General features: G+C 33.4%; 26 protein-coding genes, 1 pseudogene and 1 riboswitch. Of the genes and pseudogenes, 21 read left to right on the forward strand and 6 right to left on the reverse strand.

The window, feature by feature from the left end; translation table 11 throughout:
• Positions 1–239 precede the first annotated feature (239 nt).
• Entirely contained in the window at positions 240–386 is a 147-nt protein-coding gene (locus AEA09_RS20580) for a site-specific integrase (protein WP_082332552.1), read from the reverse strand.
• A 139-nt stretch (positions 387–525) separates the two neighbouring features.
• Complete coding sequence (locus AEA09_RS19790) at positions 526–702, reverse strand: hypothetical protein (protein WP_156312031.1); 177 nt, start codon at positions 700–702, stop codon at positions 526–528.
• Between the two features lie 726 nt (positions 703–1,428).
• On the opposite strand from AEA09_RS19790, the gene AEA09_RS03765 reads away from it, so the two are divergent.
• From AEA09_RS03765 to AEA09_RS03790, 6 genes are read left to right on the forward strand one after another with little or no spacing between them, the layout of a single operon-like run.
• Positions 1,429–2,259, forward strand: coding sequence for a phosphate ABC transporter substrate-binding protein (locus AEA09_RS03765; protein ID WP_053582575.1), 831 nt, complete (start codon positions 1,429–1,431; stop codon positions 2,257–2,259).
• Positions 2,260–2,280: 21 nt separating this feature from the next.
• A complete protein-coding gene (gene pstC, locus AEA09_RS03770; protein WP_053582576.1) occupies positions 2,281–3,195 on the forward strand; it encodes a phosphate ABC transporter permease subunit PstC in 915 nt (304 codons plus the stop codon).
• A 1-nt stretch (position 3,196) separates the two neighbouring features.
• The gene (gene pstA / locus AEA09_RS03775; RefSeq protein ID WP_053582577.1) at positions 3,197–4,021 is read left to right on the forward strand and encodes a phosphate ABC transporter permease PstA; all 825 of its coding nucleotides are present in this window, start codon (positions 3,197–3,199) and stop codon (positions 4,019–4,021) included.
• Positions 4,022–4,042: 21 nt separating this feature from the next.
• A complete protein-coding gene (gene pstB, locus AEA09_RS03780) occupies positions 4,043–4,849 on the forward strand; it encodes a phosphate ABC transporter ATP-binding protein PstB (protein ID WP_425411991.1) in 807 nt (268 codons plus the stop codon).
• Positions 4,850–4,864: 15 nt separating this feature from the next.
• Positions 4,865–5,518: a phosphate signaling complex protein PhoU gene (phoU, locus tag AEA09_RS03785; protein ID WP_053582579.1), complete on the forward strand. Its 654-nt coding sequence runs from the start codon at positions 4,865–4,867 to the stop codon at positions 5,516–5,518.
• Positions 5,519–5,551: 33 nt separating this feature from the next.
• On the forward strand, positions 5,552–6,259 hold the full coding sequence (locus tag AEA09_RS03790) for a response regulator transcription factor (RefSeq protein ID WP_053582580.1): 708 nt from the start codon (positions 5,552–5,554) through the stop codon (positions 6,257–6,259).
• A 120-nt stretch (positions 6,260–6,379) separates the two neighbouring features.
• Here the strand turns inward: AEA09_RS03790 and AEA09_RS03795 are convergent.
• Positions 6,380–6,634, reverse strand: a pseudogene (locus AEA09_RS03795) (TSUP family transporter); the annotation flags it as partial.
• A gap of 339 nt (positions 6,635–6,973) precedes the next feature.
• Between AEA09_RS03795 and AEA09_RS03800 the strand changes: the two are divergent.
• From AEA09_RS03800 to AEA09_RS03805, 3 genes are all read left to right on the forward strand, one after another.
• Entirely contained in the window at positions 6,974–7,315 is a 342-nt protein-coding gene (locus AEA09_RS03800; RefSeq protein WP_053582582.1) for a hypothetical protein, read from the forward strand.
• A 369-nt stretch (positions 7,316–7,684) separates the two neighbouring features.
• Positions 7,685–7,840, forward strand: coding sequence for a hypothetical protein (locus AEA09_RS19795; RefSeq protein ID WP_156312032.1), 156 nt, complete (start codon positions 7,685–7,687; stop codon positions 7,838–7,840).
• Between the two features lie 147 nt (positions 7,841–7,987).
• On the forward strand, positions 7,988–8,647 hold the full coding sequence (locus AEA09_RS03805; RefSeq protein ID WP_053582583.1) for a hypothetical protein: 660 nt from the start codon (positions 7,988–7,990) through the stop codon (positions 8,645–8,647).
• 24 nt (positions 8,648–8,671) lie between these two features.
• On the opposite strand, the gene AEA09_RS03810 is transcribed toward AEA09_RS03805, so the two are convergent.
• Positions 8,672–8,929 (reverse strand): DUF7669 domain-containing protein, encoded by a 258-nt coding sequence (locus AEA09_RS03810; protein ID WP_053582584.1) that lies wholly within the window; start codon positions 8,927–8,929, stop codon positions 8,672–8,674.
• Between the two features lie 646 nt (positions 8,930–9,575).
• On the opposite strand from AEA09_RS03810, the gene AEA09_RS03815 reads away from it, so the two are divergent.
• The 5 genes from AEA09_RS03815 to AEA09_RS03835 all read left to right on the forward strand — a co-directional run bounded on the left by AEA09_RS03815 (position 9,576) and on the right by AEA09_RS03835 (position 15,219).
• The gene (locus AEA09_RS03815) at positions 9,576–10,214 is read left to right on the forward strand and encodes a nitroreductase family protein (protein ID WP_053582585.1); all 639 of its coding nucleotides are present in this window, start codon (positions 9,576–9,578) and stop codon (positions 10,212–10,214) included.
• Between the two features lie 191 nt (positions 10,215–10,405).
• Positions 10,406–10,834, forward strand: a complete 429-nt coding sequence (locus tag AEA09_RS03820) for a MarR family winged helix-turn-helix transcriptional regulator (RefSeq protein WP_053582586.1) — start codon at positions 10,406–10,408, stop codon at positions 10,832–10,834.
• Between the two features lie 82 nt (positions 10,835–10,916).
• Entirely contained in the window at positions 10,917–11,213 is a 297-nt protein-coding gene (locus tag AEA09_RS03825) for a putative quinol monooxygenase (RefSeq protein WP_053582587.1), read from the forward strand.
• A gap of 549 nt (positions 11,214–11,762) precedes the next feature.
• Positions 11,763–12,509, forward strand: coding sequence for an alpha/beta family hydrolase (locus AEA09_RS03830; RefSeq protein WP_053582588.1), 747 nt, complete (start codon positions 11,763–11,765; stop codon positions 12,507–12,509).
• A gap of 310 nt (positions 12,510–12,819) precedes the next feature.
• A riboswitch (cyclic di-GMP riboswitch) is annotated at positions 12,820–12,906 on the forward strand.
• Positions 12,907–13,068: 162 nt separating this feature from the next.
• Positions 13,069–15,219, forward strand: coding sequence for a pectate lyase family protein (locus AEA09_RS03835; RefSeq protein ID WP_162212716.1), 2,151 nt, complete (start codon positions 13,069–13,071; stop codon positions 15,217–15,219).
• Between the two features lie 235 nt (positions 15,220–15,454).
• Here AEA09_RS03835 and AEA09_RS03840 read toward each other — a convergent pair whose 3' ends face one another.
• Together AEA09_RS03840 and AEA09_RS03845 are read right to left on the reverse strand one after the other, a co-directional pair.
• Positions 15,455–16,180: a metallophosphoesterase family protein gene (locus tag AEA09_RS03840; RefSeq protein WP_053582589.1), complete on the reverse strand. Its 726-nt coding sequence runs from the start codon at positions 16,178–16,180 to the stop codon at positions 15,455–15,457.
• A gap of 290 nt (positions 16,181–16,470) precedes the next feature.
• On the reverse strand, positions 16,471–17,103 hold the full coding sequence (locus AEA09_RS03845; RefSeq protein ID WP_053582590.1) for a GNAT family N-acetyltransferase: 633 nt from the start codon (positions 17,101–17,103) through the stop codon (positions 16,471–16,473).
• 134 nt (positions 17,104–17,237) lie between these two features.
• On the opposite strand from AEA09_RS03845, the gene AEA09_RS03850 reads away from it, so the two are divergent.
• The 7 genes from AEA09_RS03850 to AEA09_RS03880 all read left to right on the forward strand — a co-directional run bounded on the left by AEA09_RS03850 (position 17,238) and on the right by AEA09_RS03880 (position 23,579).
• Entirely contained in the window at positions 17,238–18,041 is an 804-nt protein-coding gene (locus AEA09_RS03850) for a MerR family DNA-binding transcriptional regulator (protein WP_053584590.1), read from the forward strand.
• Between the two features lie 354 nt (positions 18,042–18,395).
• The gene (locus tag AEA09_RS03855; RefSeq protein WP_053582591.1) at positions 18,396–18,926 is read left to right on the forward strand and encodes a thioredoxin domain-containing protein; all 531 of its coding nucleotides are present in this window, start codon (positions 18,396–18,398) and stop codon (positions 18,924–18,926) included.
• Between the two features lie 309 nt (positions 18,927–19,235).
• Positions 19,236–19,988, forward strand: a complete 753-nt coding sequence (locus tag AEA09_RS03860; protein WP_053582592.1) for an amino acid ABC transporter ATP-binding protein — start codon at positions 19,236–19,238, stop codon at positions 19,986–19,988.
• Between the two features lie 22 nt (positions 19,989–20,010).
• Positions 20,011–20,841 carry a transporter substrate-binding domain-containing protein gene (locus tag AEA09_RS03865; protein WP_082332553.1) on the forward strand — a complete coding sequence of 277 codons (831 nt, stop codon included), beginning with the start codon at positions 20,011–20,013 and terminating at the stop codon, positions 20,839–20,841.
• Positions 20,842–20,880: 39 nt separating this feature from the next.
• Entirely contained in the window at positions 20,881–21,642 is a 762-nt protein-coding gene (locus AEA09_RS03870; protein ID WP_053582593.1) for an amino acid ABC transporter permease, read from the forward strand.
• A gap of 14 nt (positions 21,643–21,656) precedes the next feature.
• Positions 21,657–22,352, forward strand: coding sequence for an amino acid ABC transporter permease (locus tag AEA09_RS03875; RefSeq protein ID WP_053582594.1), 696 nt, complete (start codon positions 21,657–21,659; stop codon positions 22,350–22,352).
• 63 nt (positions 22,353–22,415) lie between these two features.
• Entirely contained in the window at positions 22,416–23,579 is a 1,164-nt protein-coding gene (locus AEA09_RS03880; RefSeq protein WP_053582595.1) for an acyl-CoA dehydrogenase family protein, read from the forward strand.
• Positions 23,580–23,795 lie beyond the last annotated feature (216 nt).

Raw genomic sequence — 23,795 nt, forward strand, 5'->3', positions numbered from 1 at the left:
TATGCTTAAAGGTCCATTAAAAGTGGGAAATAGTAGAAACATGCAAGTTCAGTTAATTGTGGAGGATGATAAGAAATGGGAGAGTATGTCACCATAAGCATCGTAGAGCTTCATTTGTGTATGACATAACATAATTAAATTTAGTATGTAGTGAAAAAATATTATTACCACTTAAATGGGTCAGACCCGTTGATATATCAATGTTTATAAAGTGAGGTTAATATGACAGGATGATCCACTCAGTTCAATTTGTCAAAACCACCGCCTTCTTTATACTGCCACTGACGATATACTTTAATCCGATTGTTTTTAAAGTCTAAGTCATTACTACATAAACCAATTAACTCTCCGTATCGTAGCCCTGTAGATAGAGCTAAAATTAGCATAGTATTTTCAATCCCTTGGTCAATTAAGTCATTTATGAAATTTTGATAATCTCGCTTTGTGACTTTTTGAAGAGACGTTTCTAGAAGGATATTGGTGCTATTACATTAAATTCGTACCAAGCTACGTACAATAAAATTCTTAACCACTTATTCTAAAAAATTTCTCATTTTGAATTTTGCATGTTACTTTCTTTAAAACTGATTCAATCGCCACTTGACCTCGGTTGGGCACAATGGCTAAAATACGCTCTGTCTCAGCGTTTAAAACACTTGTCAAATAGTTATGACCTTTGCGTTGTGATATTTGTTTATTCACACTTAAAAAATCCGATTACGTTGAAAGAAACGTAATCGGATTTTTTATTATTCTACATAAGCCTAATGTTATCTATTAAATCCCTCACTTTGAAAAAATCCGATAAATAATTAAATTCAGCGCGGCTATTAATCAAGTGAAACTTCTAGAATCCGAAAATGAATTCACATGTGTAAGAGCAATAACCATCGCATTTTTCATTTCTTCAACCATAACTTTATTTTCGTCAATACCGTCTAAATATAAAATAATATGTGAACTTTCCCAGCCATTAAAACTGTGATAGCTACACATACTTAACAAAGTTGATTTTTTGTAAACGCTATGTAAATTTATTTTCAAAAAGGGTTATTTTAAAGAAGATATATTTCCAATATAAAGAAATCTAACAGCGCATCGGCAAATTTTAGACAAATATGATGACAGAAATGTAACGTAAGGAAGTGGAAAATTAATTTATTTCACTGCTATTAGTAGTGGAAAAATCGCAAGAATTGAAGTGGAAATAAATAAGGAATTCATTAGTTGAACTAATGCATAAACGTAAATTTTATTTTATAAAAGATACATTTATTAGAAAAGAAAGGAAATACTTAATATATTTTACAGGCTATCAACGGTTGATTTATGAAATTTACATAAGCTTTACATTCTTTTTATATGGGGTTAATTTTACTCCTTTATTGTTAAGATAACGAAAGAAACTACTTGGGGGATTAATCAAACATGTGGAAAAAATCACTTTACTTTGTTTGCTTTACAGTACTATTCACTATTCTTGTAGCTTGTAGTAATGGAGAAGAAACAGCAGATACACAAACTGGTGGTTCGCTAGTAACGATTTCAGGTTCAACATCAGTAGGGCCTCTTGCAGAGAAGCTAGCTATGAAATATGAAGAAGAAAACGACGTGAAAATTGAAGTAAACCAAATAGGTTCTTCGGCAGGTATTACAAATGCAATCAGTGGTGTTTCTCAAATCGGGATGTCATCACGTGACTTAAAGCAAGAAGAGAAGGACAGTAATTTACAAGAACTGATTATTGCTTATGATGGCATTGTTGTTGTAGCACATCCATCTAATCCTGTAAAAAATTTAACGATGGAGCAGGTGAAGCAAATTTTCACAGGTGAGGTTACGAACTGGAAAGAGGTTGGTGGCAAGGACATGGAAATTGTTGTTGTTTCACGTGAAGACGGTTCAGGATCACGCGATGCGTTCCAAGAAATCGTAGGCTATGAATCAGGTCAGCTTATTAAAAATGCGATTGTAGCAAGTGGTAACGGGAATATTAAAACGACAGTTGCAATGAACAAGCATGCAATCGGATTTATTTCCTTTGAATATGTTGATGAATCAGTTTCGACAATGGATATCAATGGAGTGCAAGCAAAGGCTGAAAATGTTTTAGCAGGACAATATGAACTATCTCGACCATTTTTATTTGTGCATAAAGAAGATGTACCGGGGTCAGCAAAGCAATTTATGGAGTTTATTTTAACGCCAGAAGGGCAAAAGATTGTTGAATCAGCTGGTGCAATTCCGTTAACGAAATAATTAGTCGTGGAGGACGAAAAAGTGGCAACACAACATACAAAAGAAGTTGAACAACAGATTAGTAAAGGGAATGCACGAAAGTACTTTTTTGAAAAATTATCATCGAAAATTTTCTTAGCCTGTGCATTGCTATCTGTAATTAGTTTATTACTTATCGTAGGATTTGTTTTTTATAAAGGGGCTAACCCATTCGTAACAGGCGATTATAGCTTCTTAAGCTTTATCTTCGGATCTGAATGGGTGCCAAGTGAAGATAAATTCGGAATTTTCCCGATGATTGTTGCATCGATTTATGCGACGATGGGTGCTTTAGTAATCGGGGTTCCGGTTGGTTTATTTACAGCTATTTTTTTAGCAGAGATAGCACCGAAGCGCGTGGCGAAAATTGTGTCACCAGCAATTCAATTATTAGCAGGTATTCCATCTGTATTGTATGGGGTATTTGGTTTAGCAATTATCGTACCATTTTTACAGGACAATTTAGGGCTTGCTCGTGGACAAAGCTTAATCGCGGTTATTTTAGTATTAGCGATTATGATGCTCCCGACAATTGTAACAATAGCAGAAACAGCGATTCGTGCAGTACCAAAATCATATCGTGAAGGTTCATTAGCACTAGGGGTGTCTGAAATTGGGACAATCTTTAAGGTTGTCGTACCAGCAGCAAAATCAGGTATTATGGCTGCGATCGTTTTAGGTCTTGGTCGTGCATTAGGTGAGACAATGGCTGTTATTTTAGTTGCGGGTAACTCATTAATTATCCCAACAAGCCTGACAGACAGTATACGTCCATTAACTACAAATATTGCACTTGAAATGGGGTATGCAGCAGGTACGCATCTGGAAATGTTATTTGCGACAGGTATCGTATTATTCTCATTCATCTTAATTTTAAACTTTGTATTAGCTCGATTAACAGCGAAAGGTGGTCACTAAGGTGCGCCAAGCAAAAGATAATCTACTACGCGCAATGCTTTGGGGCTCAGCGTTTGTATCAGTAGCGATTTTATTTACGATTGTTGGATATTTATTCTACAAGGGTTTTTCATACATTAGCTTTGATTTTATTTTTGGAGACTATTCACCAATAGGTGGCGGCGGGATTTTCCCAATGATTGTCACAACGATTTACACAATACTCATTTCATTAATTATTGCAACACCTATTGGTATTTTAGCAGCGGTTTACTTACATGAGTATGCGAAGCAAGGTCGCTTAGTCCGTATCATCCGCTATGCTACGGAAAGCTTAACAGGTATTCCATCAATTATTTATGGTTTATTTGGTGCCGTATTCTTTGTAGCGACTTTGAAGTTAGGTATGTCGATCATAGCTGCTTCATTAACTTTAACAATTATCGTTTTACCGGTTATTATTCGTACGACAGAGGAAGCGTTAAAAACGGTACCAGCATCATATCGTGAAGGTTCATTAGCATTAGGAACGACAAAGCTTCAAACACTTTATAAAGTCATTTTACCGAGCGCAATGCCTGGTATTTTGTCGGGTATTATTTTGTCAATCGGCCGTATTGTAGGGGAGTCGGCAGCAATTTTCTTAACAGCAGGTACAGTAGCCGCTATGCCAGATAGTATTTTCTCATCGGCTCGTACATTAACAGTACACTCGTATTTAGTAACGCAGGAATCAGGGGATATTGGTTTAGCAGCAGCAATCGGTATCGTTTTGATTGTCATTATTTTAGCACTTAACTTATCGGCAACATATATTTCGAAGAAGTTCAATAAAGCAGATTATTAACAAAGGAGAATGGGCATGGTAATGATGGTAACGGAGGTAGCAGCAGTGAACAAACAACAAGTTTCTACAGCATCAGCGCAATCTAAAATTCTTGTCGATGATTTAAATTTATTCTACGGGGAAAAGCAAGCATTATTTAATGTCTCATTAGATATTAAGGAGAAGGAAGTAACGGCTTTAATCGGTCCTTCGGGATGTGGTAAATCCACTTTTCTACGTACATTAAATCGTATGAATGATTTAATTGACGGTGTACGTGTTAGCGGTAACATTACTATTGATGGTGAAGATATTTACGCTTCAAATGATGTTATAAAATTACGTACAAAAGTAGGAATGGTATTCCAAAAATCGAACCTGTTCCCGATGAGTATTTATGACAATGTAGCCTATGGTCCACGTATGCAAGGGATTAAAAATCGTAAAGTGTTAGATGCTTTAGTAGAGGAATCTTTACGTGGCGCGGCGATTTGGGATGAAGTAAAGGACCGTTTGAAAACATCAGCATTAGGTCTTTCAGGTGGTCAGCAACAGCGTATTTGTATTGCACGTACTATTGCAATGAAGCCAGATGTTATTTTAATGGACGAGCCAACGAGCGCACTAGATCCAATTTCTACATTAAAAGTAGAAGAACTGATTACGCAAATGAAAAAAGACTACACAATCGTCATTGTAACGCACAATATGCAACAGGCTGCGCGCATTAGTGATAAGACAGCTTTCTTCTTAAATGGAGAGGTTGTAGAGTACGATGATACAAATGTGATTTTCTCTACTCCAAAAGATCAACGAACAGAAGATTATGTAACAGGTCGTTTCGGCTAATAGGGGGAAATAGAAATGATTCGTGAAAACTTCGAAAAAAATATGCTTGAACTTCAAAATAAAATGGGTGAGATGGTGGAGGCGACAGTGGTAGCAATGGAAAAAGCCTTCACCGCACTCGAAAAGCAAGATATGACAATTGCTTTGGCGGTTATTGAAGAAGATGCGGACATTGATGCACTTGAAAATGAAATAAATCAAATGGCAACTTGGCTGATGGCAAAAGAACAGCCAGTTTCGCGTGATTTACGCCGCATACTAAGCATGATTAAGATGTCTGCAGAAATTGAGCGTGTTGCAGATTTCGCGGTAAATATATCTAAATCAACGATTAAAATTGGCAAGACGGACTCATTACTTCCACTAACATCGTTAGTACAAATGAAAGATATTTCGATGGATATGCTGAAAAAGGCACTGAAATCCTTTGTGGAAGAGGATATTGTACTAGCGAAAGAAGTATGCGATTTAGATGATCGTGTTGATGAAAAAAATTATCAAAACTATAAAGCATTAATCGATTCAATTCAACAACATCCCGAGCAGGCAGAAGAAATTGTACAGCTACTGTTTATTAATCGTTTCGTTGAACGTACAGCAGATCATATTACGAATATGGCAGAGTCAACGGCTTACTTCATTAAAGGGGAATTATTTGATTTAAATTAACGGAATCTTTGATACGTGAAAGAGGACTAATTTATGAAAAAAAGAATATTAGTCGTAGAAGATGATCGTCATATGGCAGACTTGATTCAAGTACGTTTGAAAAAAGAAGGCTATGAAGTAGAGTGCGTGCATGATGGGTTAAAGGCGTTGCAAGTTGTGGAACGTTGCCTACCAGATTGTATGCTTCTTGATTGGATGTTACCGAAGATGGAAGGTATTGAAGTATGTAGACAAGTACGCTATCAACATGATTTTCCAATTATTATGATTAGCGGGAGAACGGAAGAATTAGATATCGTACTTGCCTTAGAGTTAGGCGCGACAGATTACTTAACAAAGCCATTTGGTTTCCGTGAACTTCTAACACGCATGCGTATGCATATGAAACGCTTTGAAAATGAACGAAAATGCAAAGAATATGTGTCGAAGTTTTCAATCGGACCATTCCATATTGATTTAATCGCTTTTAAAGTTTATAAAAATAATTTAGAGATACCACTAACACAACGAGAATTCAAGGTACTTTTGCATTTAATGCAACAACCAGGCGATATTCAGACGCGCGAACAAATTATAGAGGTGCTGGAATCTTCAAAAGGTGACCGGCGTACAGTTGATGTAATCATTCGCCGGTTGCGTGAAAAAATTGAGAAGCAGCCAAGTGCTCCAAAATGGATTAAAACGAAAAACGGCATAGGCTATTATTTTCATATTGATTCAAAAGAAGTCTCTTACTATTAGTGGGAGACTTTTAGTTTGGAAATAATAGGTGCCGTTTTTAAAAATTAGAACGATGGTCACGACGACAAATAAAATACCTACGAAGCCCGCCCCTTTACATAGTGCAGTTTCAGAGCCTGTTTAAGCTCCTAAAATCAGCCCACAGCCCATAAAAAGCAAAATAAAAATCATAAATGAGCCAGTGCCAGGACCGAAAAAAACATCGTAAAATCCAAGCGCAATTAGAAGTAATAAGCAAATCCATTTTTTCTTTCCGATTACTTTGCCTTCTGTTCCGACTTTCCCAAAATTCTTTGTAATTAACGTATAAATTAATTCTGCAATTAATAACAGCAAAACAAGTGTTTGTAAAATATCAGGAGACACTTGATGAACAGTATACGCACCTTACATGGAATCGATAAAGACAAAAGGTACGATTGGCACAAGCAGTTTCACATCATTGGTTCACGGAGCAAATCGTCGGAAGTTGGCTGCTAGATATATATAAATTTGAAAAACTTATAAAAATGGAGGTTTAGATTTTTCGAAAATACTGAGGAATTCCCTTTTTTTAGATTATTAATTTAGAATACTCCATTGTTATAATAATATATTTTTATAAGAGTGATTTTTGTTTGAAAATAATAAAAAACTCTTAAATTATATACATTTAACTCAACAAATGATATATTTACTAAAAATAGTAAGAATAATTTTTTGGAGGTATTTTATATGAGGAAAATATTAGCTACTATTTTTATTTTATTGATTGTTGCAGCACCAACCATTCACTGGGCTATTACTAACCCTTCTAATTCATTAGAATTAATGCAGACATTAAGGAATTCAGAAAATCCAGAGTCACTGTTTCTTGATTCTAAAAATATTGACTATAAGAGTATTGAATATATTCAAGAAGAATTTGACCCTAATACTGTTAAACAAATTACATTATTAGAATTTGATGAGAAAACTTACTTCATTCAAACTACTCCTGGAACGAAAAAAATGAAAATTATAGCTATAGAAGAATTACCAATTGAAATTAGAGAATATTTCATCGAAAGAGAATAATTTTGTCTTAAAAAATTATATGTTTAAAATAAAAAATAGCAATCTAATAAATAATCAGATTCATTAAATACATATTTTAAACAAAACCATACAAAAACGTTCCAAAATGAAAGTTTGGACACACCAAAAAACCCCCAAAACGTTGCTAGTACAGCGTGTTGAGGTTTTTTTGTTTGCGATACGTCGATACAGTATTTATGCAAAGGCGAATGAACGCAGTTACTATAAGGCTTTTTGGGATTTTGCAGAAAAACGCTGCTGGTGCATTGTCTGTATAAAATCGTGCATATACAGACAATTTCTTAACGTTGTAAATACGCATTTTTATGACGAGACGCCTCATATGGTTGGGGTGATGATTTACGTACCATGTATAAAACAGGTGATCATATTCGCGTGCAGGTAACGGAAATGATGGATGACAAGATTAAAGTATCAAGGAATCCGTTCCCAAAATGCTTTTTTCGCTATGTGCCAAATGGTGAGTATGTAGGAAAGGTTTCGGGTGTGCAAGCGTACGTGTAATGAGTTAAATGCTGTTTTTACAAATGGGAATTTCTAAAAGTACCTTTATGAAAATATATTATTTTATAAAAAGGGAATAATAGAAATATATCTTTTGGGATATCTTCTTGATACGATGGTGGTAGTAGTTTCAGGGAGGAATTGAAAATGACAATACACATTGCTTGTTTACATGCGAGTGCTTCAAATATTGCTTATATCAATAGGGCCTTTAACGGATATGACGTTGTGTTAACACATGTTGTGGATGACAACTTAATTCATCAGATACGTGGTGGTATGTCGCAGGAAGAACTTTCAAAAAAGATAATCCATCAGTTACAACAAATCGAGCAATCAGATGGTGATTGTATATTAATCACATGCACCAATTATATTGCTTTACTTGAGGAACTGGCTGTGGAATTTAAGCTACCAATTATCAAAATCGACGAACCATTCTTTGAACAAGTGGCTAGGGCTGAAAAACCGATTAAAATGCTTTTTACGAACGAAGCAACTGTAAAAGGAACAATGAAACGATTTAAAGCAATTTGCTCATGTGAACAGGAAATTGAAGTCGTTTTAATCCCAGCTGCCTTTGAGCAGTACTTAGCTGGCGAAACGGTGAAGCATGATCAAAAGATTATTGAATACTTAGTGTCGCAGGATTTATTTGAATATACGGTAGCAGCAGCCCAGTTATCAATGTCAAACGCAGCCATCGTGTACAGTAAGTTATCAGGCCAAGCAGTGCTAAATCCGTTAAACGCATTACAGGCATACATTGAAGAAAAGTTGAAAATAAGAAAAAAGAAAAATAGATAAGTCTATTTATAGAAAAAAGGAAAATTATTTATTTAGAGCGTAGATACCTCTACTAATGCGGATGTAGTCATCGTAATGTGTTTGATGATGGTATTTAGTAACATTCGCACAGCATCGAGAAGTGATGTGTGTTCGAATAGTGGACTCTTTAAAGATAGAGCCGCTTTTGTGCATGGCGTCTAGCAACTCTATAATCGTAAATTCATTTTCCCCTTTGTGATTGGTAATTTGTTTCACAATAATAAGTAATTGTTCGCGGCAAGTTAAGTTATTATTTAGCATGTACATTGCCTCCATCCATATCATAATTGAGATGACTATAACACAGCTCGAATAAACAAAATAGTAAGCAATGTATTGTGAATAGTAGTGTAGTTTTATACAAAAGTATTTTTATAAAAAGAGATAATAATAAAAAGGGAATTATAGAAAGGGGCTGAAATGATGGAGAAACCATTTATCAGTCCTTTTTCTCTGCGTCGGCATGAATGGGAAATCTACAGAACAGATCCTATAGACGAACAAACTTTAGACGAATTACACCCTTCGTCATCATCAATCTAAATAAATAAAATATACCTGAATGCCCACCTAAAAAACAGGTGGGCATTATTTTACGCTTATGTTTAATCGCATCTTGATACGTAAATAAAAAATAACGTTAGAGAAATGACCGGTATTACTTAACATGGAATCTGAAAAACTATAAGCAACAGATTTTACTGGAGTGCATCGAGGCTTTTTTTAGATAATACTACTAGTCAAGTAAATGTTTTTGTGTTGTGCTTTTGGGGTTATATTTCGGTGAATGGATCTTAAGTGTTGCATAGTTATCAAATTTATATTACATTAGTTGACGAAACAATTATTGATACGTCAACTATTGATTAGTCAATTAAAATAAAATGAAAAGAGGCTCACTTACACCATGCAAAAATATCAAAAAACGAATGATTTCAATGAAATTGTATACGGACGTCGTTCCATTAAGGAATATGATCCTACGGTTAAAATCAGCCGTGAAGAAATGAGTGAAATTATAGCTCAAGCTTCAAAAGCCCCATCATCTATTAATATGCAACCTTGGAGATTTCTTGTGATTGACAGTGAGCAAGGAAAAGAAAAACTAGCCCCTCTTTCCAGATTCAACAAGGATAAAGTCTTGAGCTCATCAGCAGTAATCGCTGTATTCGCTGACATAAATAATTTTGATTATGCCGAAGAAATTTACAGCAAAGCCGTTGAACTTGGATATATGCCTCAGGAAGTTAAAGAATTTCAATTGAATGCTTTTAAACCGCTTTATGAAAAGATGTCCGATGAAGAAATGAAAGATACCATTATGCTGGATGCTGGTCTTGTCTCAATGCAACTTATGCTAGTAGCCCGTGCTTACGGATATGATACAAATCCTATCGGTGGTTATGAAAAAGACCTGATTGCTGAAGCCTATGGTCTGGAGAAAGAACGTTATATTCCGGTTATGTTAATCTCCATCGGTAAAGCCATCAATGAAGGTTTTCAATCGTATCGCCTGCCTGTCGATACAATTACAAAATGGAGATAAGATAGAATCTATTGAATTAAACTTGGTATGTTTTATTTAGTTTTACAACAATTAAATTTGGGTAGGTTATCATTTTGGTTGCATGTTAGATAATTTTGCATTATGTTTATTGATGGGTCAATTGTTGAGAAGTCAATTAATAGGAGACATTCTTATATGTTGACCTCATAAATTACTTAGGAGGTCAATTGATGAGATGTTCACTATCAAATCAAGAACAAATCTTACATCTGCTTAAAGGACTTAATAATCAAATTAGCCCTAAATTTGAACGGTGTACAGGCATTAGCGCATCACGCTATGAATTGCTACACCAGCTTTATGAAACAGAAGAAATTAATCAATCTACCCTTCAAAAAGCAGTTAATATAGACAGTGGTGCGATTACTCGTCATTTAAAACAACTTGAGGCAAACGGCATGGTGACAAGACGAAGAAACCCTATCGATAATCGAGTGATATTTGTTCGCCTAACTGAGGAAGGGCGTAAACAAATTGTCGGTTACAAAAAAGAAAAGATTAGTTTCGTGAACCAAATGCTTCATGATTTTAAACCAGAAGAATTGGAATCCCTATCAGACATGCTTAATCGCATGCAAAACAATATCAGTGAATACTGAAATTTTACAAAAATAAATCGGACTAGATATTATCAAGTATAAGCCTCTAGTTCAATAAATCTAATTAAAAGGATGGATAACTATGATTATTATTCACGCACACCTTCAAGTAAAACCGGACCAAGAGCAAGCATTCTTGGAAGAAGCGAAAATACTTCTTTCAGCAACAAGGGCTGAAAAAGGTAACATTAGCTATGATTTGATGAAATCTACTGAACAAGATTGCCATTATACAATGGTTGAAATTTGGAAAGATGTAGAAGCTACTGCAACCCATAATACGAGTGAGCATTTCACTGCTTTTACTCAAAAAGCGCTAACTTTCATGGCTGCACCAATGGACCTTAAAGTATTCAGCGGAGAACCTGTAAAAGCATAATTTTTGTAGTAAATAGCGAACACCCCAAGGAGTTCATTCTTGGGGTGTTTGCTTAAGTTCATTTTCATCAACAAGTATAAATTTTGTTTTATAAAATCTGAATGAGCAATATAACTATGCTCTTGTTGTTCAACTAACGAAGCAATTTAGTTAAATAACGAGATTGTTCTGCCGTTTAACATACAGATAAAGGGTTGAAGAAATAAGAAGTACTATAAGTTTAATATTAGTTTTTTGAACGGTATCCTAAATAAGGACGGCTATCGAGAATCTATATATTCCCCCCCCGAATCTTGCATAACCAGTTATTACAGGAAAAAGTTGTTCTCCTAAAGCTGCTAATGTGTACTCTATGTTTATTTTCAAAAAGTGCTATGCAAGAAATCTAAATCATAGAAGTATTATAGTTTAATATTTGTTTTGGTGAACCGCATCATAAGTAGGGGAGTTTTTATCATACTTCAACTTATATATTGATTAATAGTTGAAGTATAATAAAACATATGCTGTAGTTAAATATAATAATGAGTAGAAAAAAGGAGCTAGAATATGCAACAAAAAAAATCTTTCAAGTATAAAATTTTTACTGGGATCGCTATTTTTCTAATAATATTAGTTTCGGGATTTTTTATGTATGTAAGTTCATACTATAAGGCCAGTTCGTTAGCTTTGGATAGTTTAAAATCCGACTCTTTAGTTAAAGTTGAAGAAAATGGAGATATTTTATTTGAACCAGTATCTAATGCTAAAAATATAGGGTTTATTTTCTATCCAGGAGCAAAGGTAGAACCTTCAGCATATGCAACTATCGCAAAAGAAATAGCATCAAATGGATATACCGTTATTATTGCTAAAATGAACTTTAACTTAGCAATTTTATCACCTAATAGAGCAGATAGTATAATAAGTAATTATAAAGATATTGATACTTGGGTTATAGGAGGACATTCTTTAGGGGGAGTTATGGCATCAAATTATGCACTTGAAAATGATGAAATAAAAGGTTTAGTATTGTTAGCATCATATCCCCAAGATAAAACAAATTTAACTGGTAAACCAATAAAAGTATTATCATTATGGGGAAGCAATGATAAAGTTGCAGATTTAAATAAAGTAAAAGAGGCCAAAAATGTTATGCCAAGTGACTCAGAATTTATAGAAATAAAAGGTGGAAATCATGGAGGTTTTGGAGACTATGGACATCAAAAAGGTGACGGGGAATCTTCAATAACAAATAAACAGCAGATGATGGACACATCAAAATATATTATTGAACTTTTGGATAGTTTACGTTGATGAAATAATTTGATTTTATTAAAGTTAGGCGAAATGGTACGAACCTTAAAAAGGGGAAACCACTTATTCAACTAAACTGCCTCGTTATTACAATAAGAAAAAAGAGTGATCTAAAACAGCTCAATGAACTTCAAGTAAAGTCCTCAGTTAGTTGAATAGTAACAATCTTTTAGAAAATAGCCTTCAAAAAAGACAGGCAGTGCCCTATACTAGCACCAGTTCTTTTTATAGAGCAATATACTTATTTTAGAAAAATATATTAAAATTAGAATTTACATTTAAAAAAAACACAATATATACTTAACAAATAAAATTTAATAGGCAAACTTAGGGAAATCTAAGGACGCAAAGCTATAGGGACTAATGTTTCAACAAACTATGTCAGCCAGTTGCCAAAGAGTGCATTACTTTTTGTTATATTAAAATCTTTATGAGTATATTTATGAGATTGTGATAATTATATTTATTTACGATTTTTTATGATTACTCCTGCTGCTCTTTATGAGCAGTTTTTTTTATGGACTTTTTTAAATAAATATATTTAGGGGGAGATGGAAAAATGTATAAAGAATCAAAAGGAAAGAAAAACAGATTTATGTCTAAAAAATCATCGCAAAAGATTATGGCTATTGCATTAGTATCATCATTTTTAATTACGCAGGGAACTGCAGTTAATACTTATGCATTTGATAACAGAATGGATTTAGTATCTTTAAGTAATTATGATAACGAAAATGTAGTTATTTTGAACAGCTATGGAGATTTAGAAACTGCAAGCGTTGAATGGCAAGGCGTAGAAGATGCATCAGGATATAATGTGTACTATAAGAAGATAGGAGAAGCTAATTCTAAATACAGACAATTAGACAGCGAATTAATAAGACAATATTCAACATATTTTAGAGCTGATGTACTTGGAATTGAAGATGGATCTTATGTTATAAAGGTAGTTCCTTTATTTGATGGTAAGGAAAGCACATTAAAATCTGCAGTTACTTCTTCAATTGATGTAAAGTCTCATACAAGAGAAGGTTTTGCTTTTTCAAAAGACTCTATGATGGGTACTGCTTCAGGAGGATATAATGATGATGGAACTGTAGCTGAAGACGCTACTATACTTTATGTGACATCAGATAATATAAATACAATCCAAGCTGATGTGATAACAAACTCAAAGGGTTCTAAAACTACATGTACTGGTCTTGTGGATATTTTAACAAAGCGTCAAAAAGGTTATGACCAATCTCATCTTATCATACGTGTAATTGGAGAAATTAAAGGTTCAGATATAGCTGGGATTAACAGTAGTGGATATATTCAATTAAAGGGACTCTATAATACTACGCTTGAAGGTGTAGGTGAAGATGCTACCGTAAATGGCTGGGGAATTCTTGTAAGAGGATCAAGAAACGTAGAAATTAGAAATCTTGGAATAATGCTTTTCCCAGATGATGCAATTTCCTTAGATACTGATAATGAAAATATATGGATTCATAATAATGATATTTTCTACGGTGCAGCAGGAAGCGATGCAGACCAAGCTAAAGGTGATGGTTCTGCAGATGTTAAGGGAAAGTCAACTAATGTTACTATTTCACATAACCATTTCTGGGATTCTGGAAAGTCTTCACTTTGTGGTATGAGCGATTCAGAAGAGTTTTTTGTAACGTATCATCATAATTGGTTTGATCATTCAGATTCAAGACACCCACGTATTAGAGTAGGTACAATACATATTTACAATAATTATTTTGATGGAAATTCAAAATATGGTGTTGGTGTTACAAAGGGAGCATCAGCTTTTGTAGAAGCAAATGAATTTAGAAATAGTAAATATCCAATGCTTAGTTCACTTCAGGGATCAGATGTTGCTGGAAACTCTAAGGGAACATTCTCAGGTGAAGCAGGAGGAATGATTAAGGCTTACAACAATAGCATAACTGGAGGAAAAGATGTAGTTTATGCACAGGATGATGCTGTCCAATTTGATGCCTATCTTGCAGTTTCAAAAGATGAAGTGGTACCAGCTTCTTATAAGACAGTAAGTGGAGGAACAACTTATAATAATTTTGATACAAGTTCAAAAATGTATGAATATAAAGCAGATGATGTGAATGCTGTGGTAGATAATGTTACTGCTTTTGCAGGAAGAGTTAATGGGGGAGATTTTGCATGGACATTTACATCTGAAGATGATCCATCATCTTCAGTAAATAAAGTTCTTATGGAAAAAATACTAAATTATAAGTCTGAAATCGTTTCTATTGGAGGGAATTCAGTAGTCGTTACTCCTGATGATGGTGATAATTCTGAAACACCAGAAGTTCCGTCAGAGCCTGAAACACCAGTGATTCCAGATATTCCAGAAACATCTAAAGTTACTGTGCAGAATTTCACAGAGTATGGCAAAGATAGTTCATACTTTATTATCCAAGGTAAGTTAGGGGCAGACAAAACTGGAATATCATATAGTGGATTACTTTTAACTGACTATTTAAAGATTGAAACGAGTACAAGCATTTCATTTGCTACAGATAGTATTTCAACTTTAACTTTAGTGCTTAATTCAGACTTCTCAAAATATATACTTGTAGACGGAGTTAAATACAAAGCTAATGAAGGTTTAATTACTGTAGAATTAGAGGCTGGAGATCATACTATTACAAAAGGTGATGCAGCTAAGCTTTATTATATGAGTGTTGAAGAATAAATTATTGATTTAAATAGATTATTATAAATTGGGAGGGACGCATAGTGAATTTAAACTGCTTCTCCTCCTTTTTTATATATAACTATATCTTCGTAGACATTGGTACTAGTTAATTTCGAAACATTAGCTAGGGTTATGACGACTTGCGTTTCATAGGTTCGGATGTATTTTTCATGACTACTGCTACTGTTGCAGCTTTCATATGTTTTGAGGTTTTTGCACCAGAACCATAATTTTAGATTCTACCTGTTTTCAAAGCTATCGCCCAATCAATTCGTCCATTTTTCTCACTTTGTAGTATAGCTGCATCTCGATTATAGGGTACATGGATTTGTTCCACTATCCAATCATCATCTTGTTTTGTAACAATTGTATAATTAGCAAAAGGTGATCCTGATTCCATTTTATGATAAATTGGAAAACTATCTTCATAGGCAGGTAATCCAACGCTACCTGGATTAATAACTATTTTATTATTTGGTAAATAAACAACTCTAGGGACATGGGTATGTGCGCAAAATATAATATTCTGCGAAATTCCATTAACCATGCTTGAAATGTCTTCTGTCTTTTTAAGTATAGGTCCAGTAGCACTCATTTCTTCCATCAAGTACATTTCATCACTTGTAGGAGTACCATGACAAAAATAAAATTCTTTTGTCTCTAATGAAAAAGGCAAATTTGATAACCATGTCTTATGCTCATCTTTTAATAAATCTTGTACATATTGAACGGTTGGATTATCAAAATTTTGCTCTAGCAAAATCCTGTCGCAATTTCCTCTTACATTTTGTATATTCGATTTGACTAAGATTTCATATGTTTCTATAGGAAATAACGGTCCATATATACTGTCACCTAAATTATATATAGAATGTATATTACGGTTTTTAATGTCTAATAACACTGCAATTAACGCATCTTTATTTCCATGAATATCAGATATTATTGCTGTCTTCATTAACATCAACTCCTTTCCTTCATTGACCACCACTACCCTTTATATTAAAGTGGAATTCTTATTATCATCCTACTAAAAATGGGATAAAACAGAAAATAAAGCGCCTAGTTCTTTATTTTCATCTCTTTACATATTCAACGAACGGGGAAGTTCAATGGAACAAGATGTTGGTTTTGCCGTTTAATATCAGGTTAGATGATCGAAGATAAAAGTAGAAATACAATTTAATATTAGTTTGTATGAACCTTATCATAAGTAAGTGAGACGGTTTTTTGTGATAAAATTTTTACTTAATTGAAGTCATAACCATATAGAAATATATTGAGTTTTTCTTGGATTGAATCCAAATATATTTCCTTTTCATTTAAGCGTTTAAAGTTTTGGCTATCATAAAAGCCATAGTTACATCTAGTATCTGTATATAGATACATAGAGTCTACCTCCATACTTTGCATATAATTAGATAAATAATTAATCAAAGTTTTACCAACGCCAAGCCCTCTAGATTCTTCGGATACAATAAATAATTGTACACAACCTTGAAAAGAATCCTGTTTTCCTTGGATAATTTCTTTGTAAATATCTTGGATTTTTATAAATTCTTTAAATAATTTTTTATTCTCTTTGCTAGATATCATTATCTTTAAAAATGCAGAGGCAGTGACTAAAATACTATGAGACTTAGGAAGGCGTTTCTTATCCTTTTTTGCACTACCTAAAATAACACCGATAACCTTGTTATCTTTTACAGCAACTTTACTAAAGGAACTATCTAAGATACAACTATGGAGATAAATATTTAATATTGAATCTAAAAATTTCTTATCCTCAATAAATTCACCAAATCCAAATGCATCACAAATCAATTCTTTAACACGTTCATAATCTTTTTTAGTTAACTCTCTATACGTTAATTTATCCATGTTTATACACTACCCTTTCATATAAATAAACTTTAATTTAGTATGTTGTTGTTACTAGCCTATAGATAGTATAAAATGTCCCCTAAGGGTAGAGTCTACAATTAATTATATTGAAATATAAGGAAGTGATTATAATTAACGATTTATTTTCTATTGGAGAAGTTGCTAAAATCAAAGGAATTACAATAAAAGCTTTACGATATTATCATAAGGTAGGTATTCTTATTCCTCGATATATCGATGAGTCAACTGGTTATAGATACTATTCTTTAGATCAATTTATTTATATAGATGTTATAAAAGGGTGCAGAGTTATAGGGGTCAGTATAGCGGAACTTCAAGAGGTTTTTAAGAAATGTGATATTGATGAGCTATTAGAGTTTCTAAAAATAAAAAAATATGAAGCACAAGAAAATATAAATAAGATGAAAGAAGTAATTAAGAATATTGATGATTTTAATTCTTTTGTTGAGCATTCTGTGGATATATTAAATAATAAAGAAATAAATATCGAAGTTTTAGAAGAGCGTTATATAATTTTTGCTCCATGTAATGAAGTGGGTAGTTTAAAGGAGTTACTTTACTATTCTAATTTAGATAAAGTTATAACAGAAAATAATTTAGAAATGACTATGGAGAGAGGAATAATATATAATTTTAATATTAATGGGGATGTAGAACCGATATATGTATTTAATGGACTAAAGCAAAATTATAGTATAGAAGTTGATGATAATATAATGATATTACCTAGAGGTAAGTATTTAACCTTAGCTTATAGTAAGGATGACGAGAAGGAAAATATAAACAAAATACTTAATTATATAAAAGTGAATAATATAAATGTTAAAAGCTGTATTGAAGTAGAGTTATTAAATGAGTTCTTAAATACAGAATACTATAGTTGTCAGATTCAAATGCTTATAGAAGAGAATTAGATTAGTTAATCCAGCTAATAGTTTGTAAAATAATACACTTAAACAAACGGAGGGCTTTAGTTAAATATCCAGTTTGCGAATTATAAAAAAGGAGTTAGTTTTTACGCTTTGTGGATTAACTCTTTTTTTTGTTACTCACTATGATGTTGTTTAGCAACACTCATTGCGAAAACAGCCATAAATTAAAGCCCTACTTACTTATGATGCGGTTCACCGTGAGTAGTCTAAGTGCGGCTTATTTTTTCTGTTTCAATCGCATTTATCAGCTTAATACAGTATTATCCATTCTAATATTTACAATTCAGATAAAAATAGTATATATTAGTGATATTAAGTTTGAAGGGGAGATTGAGTATGACAACGATTAAAAATGATCATTTGAAATTTGGCAGTACGGATGCACCTTTGAAATTAGAGGCTTTTATTAATTTGGCGTGCCCAGGAAGTGCGAAAATTTATCATTTAGCAAAAGAAGTATTACCTCCATATATCGAAAATGGTCAAATTGAGGTTATTGTGAAATTATACGATAAACCGCGCGAAGAGCTTTTGCTTGGTTCATTGATTCACTGGACATTTGACAATACGAATCCAACAGAAACATTAGATGTGATTGGTAAATTACTTGAAACACAACTAGAATGGCATGAATTATCAAATAAAGAGTTAAAACGATTACTTGTCGATAAATACAACTTGCAAGAAGAGGAACGCCTTGAAAACGTTGATGTAAGCTTAGCGATTACGGCTGAAGCGATTGAGCGAGAAGTGAAAATTGTGCCAACTTTATTCTTCAATGGTGAAAAATTATTAGGTTTTACATATGAGCTAGAGCCATCTGATTTAAAACAAGCAGTAGAAACGTCATTAGCAAAAATTTCATAAGACGGTGGATGAGGAAGAGTTCGTCATATCGTTTTACTAAAACAAGATCTCAAACAAGAGGTCTTGTTTTTTATTGCGGTTTCCAATGAGAATGCTGCCTAAAAGACTGTTAACACAGGTTTTTTGTTGCATGATGAATGTTTATTAATTTAATAATCAAACATTTTGTCGAAACATCTTTACAATCCCTATGTGTTTAGTTATATTTAGAACTGGAATTGAATATTCGCAAAAATAAGTTAAATAGGGTAATTGTTTTGGTCACCTCAAGATTACCCATTTTGATTAGATTAGGAAGGAGAAATTATAGTGTTAGCTATCAGAGACTTGCATTTGTCGTTTAATGGTAATGAAATTCTAAAAGGAATAGATTTAACCGTCAATAAAGGTGACGTAGTAACATTAATCGGCCCAAGTGGGACAGGGAAGACTACCTTGCTACGCTGTATTAATTGTCTTGAAAATCCATCTAAAGGGGAAATAACGCTTTCTGATCTACAATTAAATTATGAAACTATTAGCAAAAAGGACATCTTAAAACTTAGACGTAAAACGGCTATGGTGTTTCAACAGTTTAATCTTTTTAAAAATAAAACAGTTTTAGAAAACGTTATGGAAGCTCAAATAATTGTACAGGGAAAGAAGAAAGAAGAAGCTTACAAAAAAAGTATAGAAGAATTAGAAAAAGTAGGGCTATTAGACAAGCTTGAGTCCTATCCTTCTGAATTGTCTGGTGGACAACAACAACGAGTTAGTATTGCACGTGCATTAGCTTTAGAACCTGAACTCATTTTATTTGATGAACCTACCTCTTCACTGGATCCAGAATTGGTTGGTGAAGTATTAAGAGTGATCGAAAATGTAGCTCGTTCAGGTGTGACTATTGTTTTAGTAACGCATGAAATGTCATTTGCTCAGAGTATTTCTACAAAAATAGTCTTTATGGATAAAGGTGTAATAGTGGAAGAGGGTTCGCCGCAATTTATTTTTGAAGACTCTAATAATGAACGCACTAAAGCTTTTTTAAATCATTTTAAATCTAATCAAACAGTTGGCGTTTAATTAAAGAAGGGGGAATTTATTTATGTGGAAAAAAAGAAATTTATTATATCCAGCTTTATTGCTTGTATTAGTTTTGACTGGATGTAACGGAAGTGAAGAAGAAAGTAATGCTTCTGGTGAATCAACGGTAAGATCCATTACAGTAGCAGTGCCGCCTGCAGCAAAACCACTTAGCTATACAGATGAGAAAGGGGAACTAACTGGATATGAAGTAGAGATATTAAAATTGGTTGATGAAAAATTAGAGGATTATTCATTTGATATTGTTGGGGTCGCAGATAGTGCAGCAGAAATAGGCCTAGATACAGGGAAATATGACATGATTGCTCAAGGTTTGTTTAGAAGTGAAGCTCGCGAGGAAAAATACTTAATTCCTGAAGAAAGTAACGGAGCAAGTTTAATGCGTGTATACAGTAATAAAAACAATGAAAATATAGATTCTTTTGAGGATTTGGTAGGCAAGAAGATTTTCCCTTCTTCACCAAGTGGTGGGGTGTTTAATTTATTAACAGATTATAATAAGGAAAATCCGGATAATCCAATAGAATTTGCAACATCCGATCAAGGATTTGCAGTGGTTGAACGATTAAGAGAAGTAGAATCAGGGAAATATGATGCACTTGTGTTGCCTTCAAACTTAGGTCAAAAAGAAATTATTGAATCACAAAATTTAGAAATACTAGTTTCAGAGCCACTTAAAGTATTCCCAACTCATTTTTTAATTCATAATTCTGCAGATAATAAAGCTTTAACAGAAGCTGTTAGTAATGCAATAAAAGAATTGAAAGGTGAAGGAACACTTTCAGAATTATCTTTAAAATATTACGATGAAGATGTTTTCATTTATGAATAGATTAGTAGATTAATCTATTTATCATCAGGAGGTGGCCCAATGGATATAGGGTATATGATAGAAATTTTCCCTAAATTAATTAGTACCTTGCCAATATCTCTATTAATTATATTAACGTCAAGTATATTGGGATTAATGCTTAGTATTGTAATAACTGCTCTAAGAATTAAAAGAATAAAGTTTCTATCACCAATTTTGGAAGCCTATATCTCTTTCATGCGAAGTATTCCTATATTATTACTATTATTTTTAGTGTATTACGGATTACCTGTATTCTTTTCTCTTTTAAATCTGAATATGAATGATCTTAGTGCAATAGTGTCAGCTATGATAACACTAATTATCTTTAATGGTGCCTATCTATCTGAAATTCTAAGACCTGCTTATTTAGCTGTAGAGAAGGGACAACATGAAGCTGCAGACAGTTTAGGATATACATCTTTCACAAAAATACGGAAGTTTATTATCCCGCAGATGGCTCCAGTAGCCTTGCCAGGGTTAGGAAATGCAGTGATATATCTCATTCATGATACTTCCTTGGTGTTTACAATTGGTATTGTGGATATTATGGGGAAAGCCAATTTAATTATGGCAAATTCGTACGGCGAAAATAAGGTTGAAGTATTCTTAACTATTGCGATTATTTATTGGATGGTTTGCTTATTGTCAGATAGATTTATTAAATTATGCGAAAACCATACATATTTAAGAAAAATCGAAAATAAAAGAGCTTTTAATTCACAAAGTTTGAAGCTGCACCAAAAGTTTACAAAAAGGAATATTAAATCTAATTTAGATTGAAGGAGGGATAATTTTTGTTTGATTTTAAGGTTCTACTAGAAAGCATTATAGAAATAGCTACCGTTGTTCCTAAAACACTAGTTTTAGCAATTTTTATCCTTCTCTTATCTTTACTTATGGGTGCTATTATAGCTTTAATCCAACAATATAAAGTACCTGTGTTCTCTCAAATTATTAAAGTTCTACAATCTTTTTTAAGAGGAACACCAAACGTTGTCTTATTATATTTGATGTATTATGCTCTGCCAGGAATTTTAACTTTTTTTGCAGGTATTCTAAGGATTGAATTTGATGCTAACTCCTTGAATCCTATTGTTACAGTAATTCTAACTTTTTCAATTAGTTATTCTGTGTTTCAATCAGAAATTATCAGAGGATCTATTTTATCTATTGAAAAAGGACAAATAGAAGCTGCCCAATCATTAGGATTTAGTTTTTGGCAGACTTTTAGAAGAGTTATAATACCTCAAGCATTAGTTGCAGCTTTTCCAGATATTTTGAATTCTTTACTGGTGATAATAAAAGCACTTTCTCTTGCATATTTGATCTCAGTTGTAGATATTCTTGGCCAAGCTAAAATGGTGGGTGCTTTAAGTTACAGATACCTAGAGGCCTTTGTTGGAGCCGCACTGATATATTGGCTGATTGGTGTAATTCTTACGTTTATATCTAACCGATTTGAGTTAAAACTCAGACATGGTTTTCATTGATAAGTGCAATAAGATGTAGAAACGATAAGTGTACATAATTAAATCTATTAAGGAAGTGTTACTGTGTCGAAAACATTATTTGTTAAAACAAAAACTCAGAGTGAATGGCTAGAAAAATTGTTACCACTTGAAGAGGCTTTTAAAAGCCATTCAAGAGAAATCGATGAACAGTCCAAGTTTCCAAGTGAAAATATTCAAGCACTAGTTGATATCGGCTACACAAAACTAACATTACCTAAGGAGTATGGTGGTGAGGGTATTAGTGTGACAGAAATGATCTTCCTTCAAGAAATAATTTCTAGTTTCGATGGTGCGACAGGATTATCCATTGGCTGGCACCAAGGGGTGGTCGCTGAATTGTACGAAAAAAAACTTTGGGAAGAAACTAAGCTAAATACTTTTGCAGAAGAAGTATTGAATGGTGCTTTAGTGAACAGGGTTGCTAGTGAAATGCAAACGGGTAGTCCAACACGGGGCGGTCGTCCGGGTACATCTGCTGTTAAAAAAGATGGGAAATGGGTGATTTCTGGAACTAAAAGTTATGCAACCATGTCTCCAGCATTAACGCATATTCTGATTACTGCATGGGTAGAAGAAAAAGAAAGAATCGGCGTATTCTTAATTGATAAAAATGCGCATGGCGTATCTATTCAAGAAAATTGGGACGTTATAGCGATGAGAGGAACGGCAAGTCATGATCTTGTATTAGAAAATGTGGAAGTAGCTGAAGAAAATTTAGTAGAAATCAATGATGGACCTCGAGGTGACAGTATAAATGGTTGGATTCTTCACATTCCGGCTTGTTATCTAGGTATTGCGCAAGCTGCTCGTGACTATGCAGTTCAGTTTGCTACACAACACTCCCCAAATAGTTTAAATGGGCCAATTAGTCAATTACCTAATGTACAAAGATTAATCGGAGAAATTGACATAGAATTAATGAAAGCTAGACACTTTTTATATAGTGTTGCGGAAGCTTATGACGATGAATCACGTCGACCACTATTGACGAACGAACTAGGCGTAGCAAAACATATTGTCACAAATTCCGCTATCGAAATTGTTGATAAAGCCATGAGATTAGTCGGTGCAAAAAGTCTTCAATTATCCAACCCATTGCAAAGATATTATCGTGATGTAAGAGCTGGTCTTCATAATCCACCAATGGATGATATGACAATTTCAAAATTGGCGCAAGCAGCTATCTCAGAAATCAAAAATCACTAGTAGGATGTAAAGATTAGGGGGGGGCCTTATTTAAAGGTCCCTCTAATTTTTGTCTGAAAAATCAGATGAATAATTAAAGTTGCTACCTAGATTGAGTCCGAAGTTGTATTCGGCTCAATCTCTTTATTTTAAATAACTTGAAGTGAAGGAAACTTTAATACATATTGAATAAAAATAGTTTGATAAATTCTCTCCTCATTCAACCTATCCAAAGCA

Origin of the sequence: Lysinibacillus contaminans, assembly GCF_001278945.1 — a bacterium.
Lineage (GTDB): Bacteria > Bacillota > Bacilli > Bacillales_A > Planococcaceae > Lysinibacillus > Lysinibacillus contaminans.

Excerpts from the sequence above, each read along its gene's own strand:
- AEA09_RS03805 (WP_053582583.1), top strand. The coding sequence starts at position 7,988 with ATGACAATACACATTGCTTGTTTACATGCGAGTGCTTCAAATATTGCT.
- AEA09_RS19795 (WP_156312032.1), top strand. The coding sequence starts at position 7,685 with ATGTATAAAACAGGTGATCATATTCGCGTGCAGGTAACGGAAATGATG.
- AEA09_RS03865 (WP_082332553.1), top strand. The coding sequence starts at position 20,011 with ATGTGGAAAAAAAGAAATTTATTATATCCAGCTTTATTGCTTGTATTA.
- AEA09_RS03830 (WP_053582588.1), top strand. The coding sequence starts at position 11,763 with ATGCAACAAAAAAAATCTTTCAAGTATAAAATTTTTACTGGGATCGCT.
- AEA09_RS03765 (WP_053582575.1), top strand. The coding sequence starts at position 1,429 with ATGTGGAAAAAATCACTTTACTTTGTTTGCTTTACAGTACTATTCACT.
- AEA09_RS03815 (WP_053582585.1), top strand. The coding sequence starts at position 9,576 with ATGCAAAAATATCAAAAAACGAATGATTTCAATGAAATTGTATACGGA.
- AEA09_RS20580 (WP_082332552.1), bottom strand. The coding sequence starts at position 386 with ATGCTAATTTTAGCTCTATCTACAGGGCTACGATACGGAGAGTTAATT.
- AEA09_RS03800 (WP_053582582.1), top strand. The coding sequence starts at position 6,974 with ATGAGGAAAATATTAGCTACTATTTTTATTTTATTGATTGTTGCAGCA.
- AEA09_RS03845 (WP_053582590.1), bottom strand. The coding sequence starts at position 17,103 with ATGGATAAATTAACGTATAGAGAGTTAACTAAAAAAGATTATGAACGT.
- AEA09_RS03825 (WP_053582587.1), top strand. The coding sequence starts at position 10,917 with ATGATTATTATTCACGCACACCTTCAAGTAAAACCGGACCAAGAGCAA.
- AEA09_RS03855 (WP_053582591.1), top strand. The coding sequence starts at position 18,396 with ATGACAACGATTAAAAATGATCATTTGAAATTTGGCAGTACGGATGCA.
- pstB (WP_425411991.1), top strand. The coding sequence starts at position 4,043 with ATGATGGTAACGGAGGTAGCAGCAGTGAACAAACAACAAGTTTCTACA.
- AEA09_RS03790 (WP_053582580.1), top strand. The coding sequence starts at position 5,552 with ATGAAAAAAAGAATATTAGTCGTAGAAGATGATCGTCATATGGCAGAC.
- AEA09_RS03820 (WP_053582586.1), top strand. The coding sequence starts at position 10,406 with ATGAGATGTTCACTATCAAATCAAGAACAAATCTTACATCTGCTTAAA.
- AEA09_RS03835 (WP_162212716.1), top strand. The coding sequence starts at position 13,069 with ATGTATAAAGAATCAAAAGGAAAGAAAAACAGATTTATGTCTAAAAAA.
- phoU (WP_053582579.1), top strand. The coding sequence starts at position 4,865 with ATGATTCGTGAAAACTTCGAAAAAAATATGCTTGAACTTCAAAATAAA.
- AEA09_RS03870 (WP_053582593.1), top strand. The coding sequence starts at position 20,881 with ATGGATATAGGGTATATGATAGAAATTTTCCCTAAATTAATTAGTACC.
- AEA09_RS03840 (WP_053582589.1), bottom strand. The coding sequence starts at position 16,180 with ATGAAGACAGCAATAATATCTGATATTCATGGAAATAAAGATGCGTTA.
- AEA09_RS03810 (WP_053582584.1), bottom strand. The coding sequence starts at position 8,929 with ATGCTAAATAATAACTTAACTTGCCGCGAACAATTACTTATTATTGTG.